The 12888-nt window shown below is 38.6% G+C and carries 10 protein-coding genes and 3 tRNA genes; all 13 read right to left on the reverse strand.

What is annotated here, in order from left to right:
• Nucleotides 1-94 precede the first annotated feature (94 nt).
• The 13 genes from tadA to dnaA all read right to left on the reverse strand — a co-directional run bounded on the left by tadA (nucleotide 95) and on the right by dnaA (nucleotide 12626).
• Nucleotides 95-541: a tRNA adenosine(34) deaminase TadA gene (gene tadA / locus B5771_RS17260; RefSeq protein WP_088188654.1), complete on the reverse strand. Its 447-nt coding sequence runs from the start codon at nucleotides 539-541 to the stop codon at nucleotides 95-97.
• Nucleotides 542-554: 13 nt separating this feature from the next.
• Nucleotides 555-632 (reverse strand) — tRNA-Arg (locus B5771_RS17265).
• A gap of 118 nt (nucleotides 633-750) precedes the next feature.
• Nucleotides 751-827: transfer RNA gene (locus B5771_RS17270), tRNA-Arg, on the reverse strand.
• A 78-nt stretch (nucleotides 828-905) separates the two neighbouring features.
• Nucleotides 906-995 (reverse strand) — tRNA-Ser (locus tag B5771_RS17275).
• Between the two features lie 109 nt (nucleotides 996-1104).
• A complete protein-coding gene (gene serS / locus B5771_RS17280) occupies nucleotides 1105-2370 on the reverse strand; it encodes a serine--tRNA ligase (RefSeq protein WP_088188655.1) in 1266 nt (421 codons plus the stop codon).
• A 28-nt stretch (nucleotides 2371-2398) separates the two neighbouring features.
• Nucleotides 2399-2986 carry a pyridoxal 5'-phosphate synthase glutaminase subunit PdxT gene (gene pdxT, locus B5771_RS17285; RefSeq protein ID WP_047808975.1) on the reverse strand — a complete coding sequence of 196 codons (588 nt, stop codon included), beginning with the start codon at nucleotides 2984-2986 and terminating at the stop codon, nucleotides 2399-2401.
• 2 nt (nucleotides 2987-2988) lie between these two features.
• The gene (gene pdxS, locus B5771_RS17290) at nucleotides 2989-3873 is read right to left on the reverse strand and encodes a pyridoxal 5'-phosphate synthase lyase subunit PdxS (protein ID WP_088188656.1); all 885 of its coding nucleotides are present in this window, start codon (nucleotides 3871-3873) and stop codon (nucleotides 2989-2991) included.
• 111 nt (nucleotides 3874-3984) lie between these two features.
• Complete coding sequence (gene gyrA / locus B5771_RS17295; protein ID WP_088188657.1) at nucleotides 3985-6453, reverse strand: DNA gyrase subunit A; 2469 nt, start codon at nucleotides 6451-6453, stop codon at nucleotides 3985-3987.
• A gap of 14 nt (nucleotides 6454-6467) precedes the next feature.
• On the reverse strand, nucleotides 6468-8402 hold the full coding sequence (gyrB, locus tag B5771_RS17300) for a DNA topoisomerase (ATP-hydrolyzing) subunit B (RefSeq protein WP_088188658.1): 1935 nt from the start codon (nucleotides 8400-8402) through the stop codon (nucleotides 6468-6470).
• Between the two features lie 151 nt (nucleotides 8403-8553).
• Nucleotides 8554-8805: a DUF370 domain-containing protein gene (locus B5771_RS17305; RefSeq protein WP_088188659.1), complete on the reverse strand. Its 252-nt coding sequence runs from the start codon at nucleotides 8803-8805 to the stop codon at nucleotides 8554-8556.
• Nucleotides 8806-9900 (reverse strand): DNA replication/repair protein RecF, encoded by a 1095-nt coding sequence (gene recF / locus B5771_RS17310; protein WP_088188660.1) that lies wholly within the window; start codon nucleotides 9898-9900, stop codon nucleotides 8806-8808.
• Between the two features lie 7 nt (nucleotides 9901-9907).
• Nucleotides 9908-11011, reverse strand: coding sequence for a DNA polymerase III subunit beta (gene dnaN, locus B5771_RS17315; protein WP_088188661.1), 1104 nt, complete (start codon nucleotides 11009-11011; stop codon nucleotides 9908-9910).
• 253 nt (nucleotides 11012-11264) lie between these two features.
• Nucleotides 11265-12626, reverse strand: a complete 1362-nt coding sequence (dnaA, locus tag B5771_RS17320; protein WP_088188662.1) for a chromosomal replication initiator protein DnaA — start codon at nucleotides 12624-12626, stop codon at nucleotides 11265-11267.
• Nucleotides 12627-12888: the final 262 nt, after the last annotated feature.

Consider the following 12888-nt stretch of genomic DNA (forward strand, 5'->3'; position numbering starts at 1 on the left):
TAACTGCTAAGACACCTATAAACTTCCATCACGATATAAACTTAGCAGAGAATTTTGCAGGTGCTTAGAGGTTAACCATTTTTAGGATTTTATTCTACCTCAGAGATTTAAAAAAACGCTTTAAGATATCTGTACATTCGTCTTCTAAAATTCCAGCCAAGATATCTACTTTATGATTCCACAAGGTAAAGTCAAGCACATTAATTACTGAACCGGCAGCCCCGCCTTTTAAGTCCATCGATCCATATATGAGATTTTTCAGGCGGGACTGGAGTATAGCGCCTGCACACATGGGGCATGGCTCTAAGGTTACATACAAGGATGCCTCACTTAATCTCCAAGATCCTAACGCTTCAGCAGCACGCTGAATTGCTAAAATCTCAGCATGGGCAGTAGGATCATGGCGAAGTTCCCTTTCATTGTGTGCTTCTGCTATAACAGTGTCATTTTGAACGATTACAGCACCAATTGGTACTTCTCCCTGTTCAAAAGCCATTTGTGCTTGTAAAAGCGCTAAACGCATCCAATCTTGGTGGCGCATAAATACCTCAAAGTGGTGACCCCGGGAGGAGTCGAACCTCCGCAAGACAGGGTTTAGGAAACCCCCGCTCTATCCACTGAGCTACGAGGCCTCAGTTTTTTATTAGCCACTGAATCTAAGGTAATTGTTAATTAAGCAATGACCCGTATTATTCAGTGAATAAATGTGCGATATTCGAATATCGATTATCGCACTAAAATGGTCAATAATGGTGCGCTCGGAGGGATTCGAACCCCCGACATCCTGATTCGAAGTCAGACGCTCTATCCAGCTGAACTACGAGCGCAAAGAAAACACTTGAATCTCAAACCACCTAGGCTGTTCACTTACTCGAACATCGAGCTTCGAACATCGACATTCGATCTGGCGGAGGGGGTGGGATTCGAACCCACGGACCCCTCACGAAGTCACCGGTTTTCAAGACCGGCTCCTTAAACCGCTCGGACACCCCTCCATGTAAGACGAACAACATATAGAATAGCATAATTAGGGATGAATAGCAACTAAAAATTTCTGTAAATTTATAAATTATTTACCATGTATTTGCTTATTTATACTCAATTTTAACCAATATATTCTACACCCATATACGTCTGCAAGGCTTTGGGAATATGAATTCTACCCTTCGAATCCTGACAATTTTCCATAATAGCAGCAACTGTTCGCCCGATTGCCAAACCACTGCCATTTAGGGTATGGACAAATTCAGGTTTTTCCTTTAGCCCTCTGCGGAAGCGGATGTTTGCTCTACGTGCCTGAAAATCTTCAAAATTACTGCATGAAGAAATTTCCCGGTATGTATTAAAGCTCGGCAGCCAAACTTCTAAATCATAAGTTTTAGCGGAAGAAAATCCAAGATCCCCAGTCGATAACGTCATTACCCGATAAGGAAGCTCTAATTCCTGAAGAATACTCTCGGCATCGTTCGTTAATAACTCCAGCTCCTGGTAAGAATTCTCCGGAAGTGAAAATTTAACAAGCTCAACCTTATTAAATTGATGCTGCCGAATCAAGCCCCGAGTATCACGGCCCGCTGAGCCTGCTTCCGAGCGAAAACATGCACTGTAAGCGCAATGTCGAATAGGGAGGTTACTGCCATCTAAAATTTCATCTCGATAGAGATTCGTAACGGGTACTTCAGCAGTAGGAATCAAAAAATAATCGGTACCCATAACTTTAAAAGCATCATCTTCAAATTTCGGGAGTTGACCGGTTCCAAACATCGAAGTACGACTTACCATATAAGGCGGTAAAATCTCTGTATAGCCCTTTGCTGTATGCTTATCGAGCATAAAGGAAATGAGGGAGCGTTCCAGCCTGGCACCTAAACCTTTATAAAAGGTAAAACGTGCCCCTGTTACTTTTCCGGCCCGTGCAAAATCGAAAATATCTAAGTTTTCCCCGAGCTCATAATGTGCCTTTGGCTCAAAATCAAAGGACCTCGGAGTTCCCCAACTGCGAACTTCAATATTCGCACTTTCATCTGTGCCTACCGGCACCGAAGGATGGGGTATATTTGGAATTTCATAAAGAACTTTTTCCATCTCTTGAACAATTTCCGAAGATTTTTGTTCTAAGCTTTTAACAGTTTGGCCGACTTCACGCATTTCCAAAACGAGTGCTTCGGCGTCTTCTCCCTTTTTCTTAAGTCGTCCGACTTCTTCTGATACGGCATTACGTCGTGCCTTTAAGGTTTCGATTTCAAAAAGAAGACGACGTCTTTCTTCTTCTTGTTCTAAAAAATGATCTAAGCTAATAGAAACATGACGTTTTTGCAAAGCTTCTTTTACCAAATCAGGGTTGCTGCGGACAAACTTCAGATCTAACATACTAAATCCTCCCATACCATGAACGCTTTTACTTTACCCAATGTTCATCAATCATACCCAAAAAGTATTGATGGACCCTATGATCCGGGGTAAGCTCAGGATGAAAGGCACTGGCCAATAAATTTCCTTGTCGGGCAAAGACAATCTTTCCCTCAAACTCAGCTAAAATACCTACATTAGGAGCAACTTCCCGAAGATAAGGTGCTCTAATAAAGACAGCGCGCAAAGGATGAGTGCCCATAGCAGGCACCTGAAGATCTGTTTCAAAACTAGCTATTTGCCTGCCAAAAGCATTGCGTTCTACTGTTGTATCCATTAAATTTAATCGATACTGATCACTGTCTATAATTGTTTTACTGAGCAGAATCATACCGGCACAAGTCCCAAAGATTGGTAAGTCTTTTGCGCCCAGCTCTTTTATTTTTTCACCGAGATCATTAATCTGCAATTGTTTACCCATTGCTGTACTTTCACCACCGGGAATAATCAAGCCATGGATTCCCTCAAGGTCACTTGTTTTACGGACTTCAACAACATCGCAGCCTAATTGCTTCAAAACCTGCCGGTGCTCACGAAATGCACCTTGTAAGGCTAAAACGCCGACACGTTTTTCCATGTTTACCAACCCCGATCTTGCATACGCTGAGCATCTGTCAGAGTTGAAATTTCAATACCTGTCATAGGTTGTCCAAGGTCCTTAGACACTTCAGCTAAAATCTTGGCATCATTATAATGGGTTGTTGCCATAACAATAGCTTTAGCTCTTGCTTTAGGATTATCTGATTTAAAAATTCCGGAACCAACAAAAACTCCATCTACTCCAAGCTGCATCATGAGAGCTGCATCCGCCGGTGTTGCTATTCCGCCCGCAGCAAAGTTAACTACAGGAAGTTTTCCATGTTCTGCTACGTAAAGTACCAGCTCATAAGGTGCCCCCATAGTTTTAGCTGCCGTCATAAGCTCCTCTTTAGGCATAACCGATAAGGCGCGCATATCACTCATGACAGTTCTCATATGTCGTACAGCTTCCACAACATTTCCCGTTCCTGGTTCACCCTTGGTGCGAATCATAGCTGCACCTTCGCCAATTCTGCGCAATGCTTCGCCAAGATTACGACAGCCGCAAACAAAAGGAACTTTAAAGTCATGTTTATTAATGTGAAAGGCGTCGTCGGCTGGAGTCAGAACTTCTGATTCATCAATATAATCAACACCCAAGGATTCAAGAATTTGAGCTTCCACAAAATGACCAATTCTTGCTTTGGCCATCACTGGAATAGAAACAACGTCCATAATACTTTGAATAATAGTGGGATCTGCCATACGCGCAACCCCACCTTCTGCACGAATATCGGAAGGAACACGTTCTAAAGCCATAACGGCACATGCTCCTGCTTCTTCAGCAATAATAGCCTGTTCAGGAGTCGTCACATCCATGATGACGCCGCCTTTTAACATCTCTGCGAGCCCAGTCTTAACTTTTAATGATCCGAATTCTGCCATCTGATAATTCCTCCTAAAATTTATGTTAGTACCAGTATCATCTCTTATCTGGCTTCTAAACCCTGACTTCTGATTCCAGACATGGTAACACCTTGCAATAGTTTTGTCAATTTAATCCTCAGATTCTGACTCCTCAGAGCTGTCTTCCTCTCTCACGACAATCTTAGCCATGGCAACAACTTTACTGTCATCACCAGTTCTCATAGCCATAACCCCGTGGGCCGTCCGGCCTTGATTGGAAATACCTGAAACTTGGAGACGCAGCATAATTCCATTATTTGTAATTACCATAAGTTCATCTTCCGCTTTAACACCTTTTACACCAATGAGAAAACCGGTTTTAGTATTTAACTTCATGACAATAATCCCTTTGCCGCCCCGGCCTTGAACCCTAAATTCCTTAAGGTCTGTACGCTTAGCAAAGCCATTTTCGCTCATGGTCAAAAGTTCGCCTTCATCTCCGATGACTTCCATTCCTACAACTTCATCAGTATCTTCAAGTTTTATTCCTTTCACGCCTCGTGCTGTGCGTCCCATATATCTTACTTCATCTTCCGGGAAGCGAATCGCAATTCCTTGACGTGTCGCCAGCAAAATATCGTCTAAACCTTGGGTCAATTTTACGCCTATTAATTCGTCACCTTCATCAAGGGTTAAAGCTATTAAGCCTTCACGCCGCGACGAATCGTATTCTTGCAGAGCTGTTTTTTTCATAATACCCTTTTTCGTGGCGGTGATTAAGAAATAATCCGGACTATAATCTTTAATAGCCATCACGGCCGTAATCATTTCATTTGGGCTTAAACTTAAGAGATTAATGATAGCCGTTCCTTTTCCTGTGCGACTGGCTTCTGGTATTTCATGAGCTTTCAATCGATAAACTTTACCTTGTGACGTGAAAAAGAGAATATAATGATGAGTTGAAGTAATAAAAAGGTGTTCGACAAAATCTTCTTCTTTGGTAGCCATTCCATGAACACCTTTTCCACCACGATTTTGACTCTTATAGGTGTTTAAAGGCAAACGTTTTATATAGCCGTAATGGGTAACTGTTACAACGACTTCCTCTTCAGCAATAAGATCCTCAATATCCATCCTGCTGACATCAACAGTTATAGAAGTTCTTCGTGGATCGCCATACTTTTGCTGAATTTCCTTGATTTCGTTTTTAATAATTTCAATAACCATACTAGGTGAAGCAAGAACTGACTTAAGATAGGCTATCGTTGTCATAAGTTCATGATACTGACTTTCTAATTTGTCACGTTCTAAACCTGTTAAACGTTTCAAACGCATATCAACAATCGCTTGGGCTTGTTTCTCACTTAAACCAAAACGATTCGATAGATTTTCTCGAGCCTCTGACTCGTCAGAGGAGGAACGAATCGTTGCTATAACCTCATCAATATGATCAAGGGCAATTCTTAACCCTTCGACGATATGTGCCTCAGCTTCAGCTTTATTAAGTTCAAACCGCGTTCTACGAACAATAACATCCTTTTGGTGTTCGATGAAGTAGTGAATCATATCTTTAAGAGTCAGAACTCTTGGCTGATTATTGACAAGTGCTAACAAATTAACTCCAAACGTTTCTTCCATTTGAGTATGTTTATAAAGCTGATTCAATATAATTTGAGGATTAACGTCCCGTCTAAGCTCAATGATAATATGCATCCCTGTACGATCAGACTCATCCCGCAGATCGGTAATACCATCAAGACGTTTATCCCGGACAAGTTCAGCAATTTTTTCGATGAGTCTTGCCTTATTCACTAAAAAGGGAATTTCAGTAACAACAATTCTTGTCTTACCTGATTTCTCCATATCCTCAATATCAGCTTTAGCCCTAATTTTAATTGACCCTTTTCCTGTTGAATAGGCTGCCTTAATCCCTTCATGCCCCATAATCATTCCGCCTGTTGGAAAATCAGGACCTTTAACATAATTCATTAAATCCATAGTTGTCAGATCAGGATTATCCAACAAAGCAACCGTAGCATCAATAACTTCACTTAAATTATGGGGAGGGATATTCGTTGCCATACCTACAGCAATTCCCGAAGAACCGTTAACTAAAAGGTTGGGGAATTTAGCAGGTAAGACTGTGGGTTCGTCCTGCTTTTCATCATAGTTTGGTGTAAAATCAATAGTATCTTTATCAATATCCGCCAGCATATACGTAGCCATTTTAGCCATACGAAGTTCTGTATAACGCATAGCAGCAGCAGAATCTCCATCAATGGATCCAAAGTTTCCATGGCCGTCAATTAAGGGATAACGACTGGCAAAATCTTGAGCCATGCGCACGACGGCATCATAGATTGAACTATCTCCATGAGGATGAAATTTAGCCATACAATCCCCGACAAGCCTTGCAGATTTGCTGTATGGTTTCGTTGGGGTCATACCTAATTCATGAAGTGTGTATAAAATTCGGCGATGAACCGGTTTAAGTCCGTCTCGAACATCCGGCAAAGCCCGGCTGACAATAACACTCATAGAATAATCGATAAAGGACTTTTTCATTTCATCTGCAATTTCAACAGGAAGAACTTTTCCCCCTTGGATTTCATCCGACATGAACGAGCACTCCTTTAAGTATCCAAATTACGTACATCTTTAGCGTGCCGATGAATAAAATCTCGGCGTGGTTCCACTTTATCGCCCATTAAGATTGAGAACATATCTTCAGATCTGATGGCATCTTCGATGGTCACCTGTAAAATTGTACGTTTTGCTGGATCCATCGTGGTTTCCCATAATTGTTCAGGATTCATCTCTCCTAAACCTTTGTATCGTTGAATCTCTACTTTATCCCGGCCTATGGTATCTAAGATTTTGGTAAGTTCATCATCTGAATAAGCATATTGTATTTCTCTCCCTTTTTTGACTTTAAAAAGTGGAGGCTGCGCAATATATACATAGTGATTTTCAATTAACGGTTTCATATAGCGATAAAAAAATGTTAATAAAAGAGTCCGAATATGAGCGCCATCGACATCAGCATCTGTCATAATAATCAGCTTGTTATAACGTGCTTTGCTAATATCAAAATCATCCGAGATACCGGTTCCCATCGCCGTAATCATCGCTCGAATTTCAGCATTTGCTAATATTTTATCCAACCTTGCTTTTTCAACATTTAAGATTTTTCCACGCAAGGGCAAAATTGCTTGAAAACGCCGGTCTCGACCTTGTTTAGCCGAACCTCCTGCACTGTCTCCCTCAACGAGATACATTTCACATAAATCAGGTTCCTTCCATGAACAGTCCGCTAATTTACCCGGCAAAGATGTCCCCTCAAGAGCGCTTTTACGGCGAGTAAGCTCTCGCGCTTTACGGGCTGCATCCCGTGCCCGAGCAGCTTGAAGTGATTTTTCAATGAATTTCTTACCTAGGACTGGATTTTCTTCCAGAAAAATACTAAGCCCCTCGCCTGTCGCGGAATCCACAATTCCCCGAATTTCACTGTTGCCAAGTTTTGTCTTTGTCTGCCCTTCAAACTGGGGATCAGGTACCTTCACAGAGATAACTGCTGTCAATCCTTCCCGGATATCATCTCCGGAAAGATTGGAATCGGATGATTTTAAGATATTATTTTTGCGGGCATAATCATTAATTACCCGAGTCAGCGCTGATTTAAAGCCTGCTTCATGAGTTCCGCCTTCTTGAGTATTAATATTATTAGCATAGGAATATAGATTTTCAGTATAGCTGTCATTATACTGCATGGAAACTTCTACTTGGACTCCATCTTTACTGGTTTCAATAAAGATAGGTTGGGGATGTAAACAATCTTTTGTCTTGTTAAGATAAATAACAAAATCTTGAATACCTCCAGTATGAAAGAAAGTTTCTTGACTATCCGTTCGCTCATCCGTTAAATTTATTTTTACACTTTTATTCAAAAACGATAATTCTCTCAACCTATGAGCCAAGACATCATAATCATAAACTGTATCTTCAAAGATTTCCGGGTCTGGCATAAAAGATATTTGTGTGCCAGTCTTTTCTGTTTCCCCTAAATTTAGAAGTTCTGTAGTTGGCTTACCTTGAGCATATTCCTGATGATAAACATGCCCGCCTTTAAAAACTTCTACAGTCAGCCATTTAGACAGAGCATTAACAACACTAAGACCGACACCATGTAAACCACCGGATACTTTATAGGCACTTTCGCTGCCTCCAAATTTTCCTCCGGCATGTAATACCGTTAAACATACTTCGACAGTAGGTTTACCCATTTTCGGGTGAATATCAACAGGAATTCCCCGTCCATTATCAATAACAGTGATACTATTATCCTTTCGAATAATAACATCAATTAGATCACAGACACCAGCTAATGCTTCATCAATACTATTGTCAACAATTTCGTAAACAAGATGATGAAGGCCACGGCTGCTTGTTGATCCGATATACATTCCAGGGCGCTTACGTACAGCTTCAAGTCCTTCTAGAACTTCAATTTGCCCTGCATTATAATTATCACCTGTATCCGGAATATTAATATCTGTATTATCTTGCAAAGCTGTTTCCTCCCAAATAATACCTTCAAATTATTATTGTACACTAAATAAAACTTTGTTTCAATTTTGACTATGAACAATTGCCACTAAACGTCTTTTTTGAGATGTCATTTAGTGGCTAATTAGTTTTATAGCACCAATTTAAAAATAATTATTCATCTAGAGCAAAAAATGATCTTTTAAATAACGTTGTTGATGAAATCGGAGATAGAAAATAATTTTCTGTTGTAATAATAAGTGATTTTTCTTTACCCGGTTCAGAAATATAAATAATTTTATTATTGTCTTTTATATTAGTTAAAAACCTGTTATTCCCTTTACCTTCAGAAGCTATTTCAAGATCTATAATTGCCACAACTTTATCTTTTTTTATTAACATATCACCGCCAAGATGCAAATACATTTATCGTTCCCTCCTTATATGCCCCTGTTCAACTTGGAATAATGCCCCAGAACCAAGTTGACTCTCAGCACTTGTCATGGTGATTATCGTTTGAATATGTGAGGATTCAATAAACTCTATTAAATAGTTTCTCCTAAAACTATCCAGTTCAGACAATACATCGTCTAATAAAAGAAGAGGATACTCCCCTTTTTCTTGACGTATTAACTCCAATTCACCGAGTTTCAAACTTAAAACCAAAGATCGCTGTTGCCCTTGTGAAGCATATAGACGCGCAGGTTTATCATCTAAAAGTATCTGTAAATCATCACGGTGAGGACCAATAAGAACCATCTGTCGTTCAATTTCTTGGTCCATTTTTTGATTTAACAAATCAGGAAATTCTAACAAAGCATCCTGGATATTCTTTTTTCCTAAGGCATAATAACTGATATCAAGTTTTTCTTTTTGCGAGGTTAGATTCATGTAGATCTGATCAGCAGCCTTTTGTATTTGCTTCGTTAATTCATCGCGCTGAAGAATAATTTTTGTTCCAAGTTCCATAATTTGTGTATTCCAAAGCTGTAATTGAGAATTCTTTAGAGATTTATCGTTATACGTTTTAAGAAGAGCATTCTTTTGTTGAATTACTTTGTTATATGCATTTAACAAACTTACATAACCAGGCCGTATCTGAGCAATATGCAAATCTATGAATCTCCGGCGTTCGGATGGCCCGCCTTTGACCATAATAAGATCATCGGGTGAAAAAAAAACCACATTTATGGTACCTACAAAATCAGATAAACGTTGACAGGGAACTTGATTGACTTTTACTCTTTTTTTACTGTTTTGGTAGTGGCTCTCTAAGAATATTTTATGGTGATTTACAATAAAATCACCATAAAGATGAAAATCAGTTTTATCCCATTTTAAGAGCTCATGCTCCCTTTTTACTCTATACGACTTGCCGGTTAAAAGATAGTATATGCCTTCGATAATGTTAGTTTTCCCTTGTCCGTTATTTCCAATCAAGGTGTTAATTCCGGGAATAAATGTCACAACTTCTTTGTCATAGTTACGGAAATTTTGCAAATGAAAATCAATTATATTCATAGGGCATTTATGATATTCTGACAGGCAAAACAAGATAAAGGTAATTTGGATTATCTAAAGGGCGCATCACCCCTGGACTATAAGGGCCGGAAAGTTCAAAAATTATTTGATCTGTATCAATAACTTTTAAGGCATCAATTAAAAATTTGGCATTAAAGGCAATCATTACATCATTTCCTTGAGTAGTTACTTCAATTTGTTCAGATATTTTGCCTAATTCCGTTGTTTGATCAATTTTTAATTGCGTACTTTCGACCTTAATTCTAATAATATTTGCTCCTGTTTTATCATGGGATAATAACGATGCTCTTTCTACAGCTTCTAAAAAATTCTTTACTGACAAATTAATTTTTGTTTCACAAGTTTGTGGAATTACTTGTTTATAGTTCGGAAACATTCCGTCAATTAATCTTGATACTAAATATATTAAACCAAATTGGAAAACGACTTGTGTCTTATTAAAACTAATTTGAATCGATTCATCTTCATCTTTTAATAAACGATATATTTCCGCTAATGTCTTAGCCGGTATGATGCCATTAAAACTTGCATTTTCAGGATTTTCTACTTCTGAAATACTATAAGCCAAGCGATGGGTATCGGTTGCTACTAGTCGGAGATTTGAACCTTCAATTTGCATAAGAGTTCCATTAAAAACAGGTCTGTTTTCTTCAACTGCACAAGAAAATATAGTTTGTCTTATCATATTTTTAAAAATTAATGTAGGGATAGTATATGACATCGGGTCAATTAGATCAGGAAGTAAAGGATATTCTTCCGGATCGTAACCTCTTAAGGTTATTTCGGATTGATAATAATAAATAGTAATTGCTAAATTTTCTTCTTTAATAGTTATCATTGTATCTGGTAGTTTTCGAACGACCTCTGCAAATAATTTGGCAGGAACTACTATTGTTCCTTCCTCCTCAATCTGAGCAGGTATTTCACATCGTATTCCTAATTCAAGGTCAGTTGCTGCAAAACGTAAACTTTGTTTTTCAGCACTTATCAAGATTCCTGAAAGAACGGGCAGTGTATTCTTGACAGATACCGCGCGTTGTACAGCATTCACTCCAGAAATTAATGAATCCTTTGAACAGAAGATTTTCATCTTGGATCCTCCTATGCTATTTCCCGGTTCTAAACGACGATTATTAATAATAAGATAATATTTAGTAGTTATAGTAGTATTCCTTGTCAATGTGTGGATAACTAACGTAATTCGTTATAGTTCCTTAAGTTTAGGGTGTTGAAAAATTGGTGGACAAGAGATACTGTTTGTCCACATGTCCACATTCGATAATTTTGCTTTAGGTTATCAAGATACTATTAACAGGTTATCAACATTTAAAACTGTTAGTTTACTAATCATTTTGAATGCGTTGTATCAATTCATTAATTTTCTTTTCCAAAATAGGATCATCTTGAATTGCTTGAGAAATTTTTTCATGGGCATGCATAACCGTAGTATGGTCTCGCCCTCCAAATTCATCGCCAATTTTCGGTAATGAAGAGTCTGTTAATTGACGTGATAAGTACATAGCGATTTGCCTTGGAAATGCTACTGCACGTGTTCTTTTTTTAGCTTTAAAATCATTGGGTGAAAGGTGGTAATAATCTGCAACAGCGTTTTGGATAGTGTCAATAGTTATTGGTTTTGATGAATTGCTAGGTAAAATATCTTTTAATGCTTCCATGGCAACTTCGGCTGTTATTGGCATTGAGCTTAATGATGCGAAAGCAATAACTCGAATTAAGGCACCTTCGAGTTCCCGAATATTAGTATGAATTTTATCTGCGATATAAACCATTACTTCATTCGAAACTTGCAAGTTTTCAACTTTAGCTTTTTTTCTCAAAATAGCAATTCGTGTTTCTAAGTCCGGTGCCTGAATATCTGTGATCAGGCCCCATTCAAATCTTGAACGCAAACGATCCTCTAAGGTTGGAATTTCTTTAGGAGGCCTGTCTGAGGAGATAATTATCTGTTTGTTGGCCTCGTGTAAGGCATTAAACGTGTGGAAAAACTCCTCTTGTGTTCGTTCTTTTCCCGCCAAAAATTGAATATCATCAATTAGAAGAATATCAACATTTCGATAATGATTACGGAATTCAATGGCATTTTCATCGCGAATTGAATCAATGAGTTCATTTGTAAATTTTTCACTAGAAACATAAAGCACTCTCGTATTCGGGGAACGTTGTAATATATGATGGCCAATGGCATGCATAAGATGTGTTTTGCCTAAACCTACGCCGCCGTAAATGAATAGAGGATTATAAGATTTCGCGGGAGATTCAGCAACAGCAAGTGATGCAGCGTGCGCAAAGCGATTACTATTGCCAATAACAAAGGTATCAAAGGTATATTTTGAGTTAAGACAATTTGGTAATTGTTCATTTTGTTTGGGAGCACTTTCTGGTATAGGGGACTCTAAAATCGGGTCTTTTTTTAAAGAATCCTCTGGTGAAGGGATAACAAAGCGAAGGCTAATCGAGTGGCCTAAAATTGATTGCACGGAGGACCTTATTAAAGATGCATACCGACTTTCTAACCAATCTTTAGCAAAATCATTAGGAACACTGATTACCAAAGTATCCCCATCAATCTCAATTAGCTGAGTTGAACTTAACCAAGTCTCAAAGCTAGGTCTAGTAAGTTCATTTTTCAGTTTTTCGAGTGTTTCCTGCCACAATAAATGAGGTGTGATTGGTAGTGGTGGCATGAATGGACCTCCCTTATTTTAAGAAATTAGTAATTACGACAATAAAAAAGTTATACACAAACTTATACACATTTGTGGATAACTTGGTCAAAATTCGAACTGTGGATAATATTAACTATGATTTGCAGTAGTGCAAGATGGTGTGAAATTATAATATCAAGTTTTTTAAGGGTTATCAACAGGAAGATCTCGTGTTTTTACAAATTATTCACAAGTGGATAACTTTTTTAATCCAGATGTTATCCACATCCTTTCCAGTGTA

This window comes from Desulfosporosinus sp. FKA (assembly GCF_002196785.1).
Lineage (GTDB): Bacteria > Bacillota > Desulfitobacteriia > Desulfitobacteriales > Desulfitobacteriaceae > Desulfosporosinus > Desulfosporosinus acididurans.

Excerpts from the sequence above, each read along its gene's own strand:
- tadA (WP_088188654.1), bottom strand. The coding sequence starts at position 541 with ATGCGCCACCAAGATTGGATGCGTTTAGCGCTTTTACAAGCACAAATG.
- serS (WP_088188655.1), bottom strand. The coding sequence starts at position 2,370 with ATGTTAGATCTGAAGTTTGTCCGCAGCAACCCTGATTTGGTAAAAGAA.
- pdxT (WP_047808975.1), bottom strand. The coding sequence starts at position 2,986 with ATGGAAAAACGTGTCGGCGTTTTAGCCTTACAAGGTGCATTTCGTGAG.
- pdxS (WP_088188656.1), bottom strand. The coding sequence starts at position 3,873 with ATGGCAGAATTCGGATCATTAAAAGTTAAGACTGGGCTCGCAGAGATG.
- gyrA (WP_088188657.1), bottom strand. The coding sequence starts at position 6,453 with ATGTCGGATGAAATCCAAGGGGGAAAAGTTCTTCCTGTTGAAATTGCA.
- B5771_RS17305 (WP_088188659.1), bottom strand. The coding sequence starts at position 8,805 with ATGTATTTGCATCTTGGCGGTGATATGTTAATAAAAAAAGATAAAGTT.
- recF (WP_088188660.1), bottom strand. The coding sequence starts at position 9,900 with ATGAATATAATTGATTTTCATTTGCAAAATTTCCGTAACTATGACAAA.
- dnaN (WP_088188661.1), bottom strand. The coding sequence starts at position 11,011 with ATGAAAATCTTCTGTTCAAAGGATTCATTAATTTCTGGAGTGAATGCT.
- dnaA (WP_088188662.1), bottom strand. The coding sequence starts at position 12,626 with ATGCCACCACTACCAATCACACCTCATTTATTGTGGCAGGAAACACTC.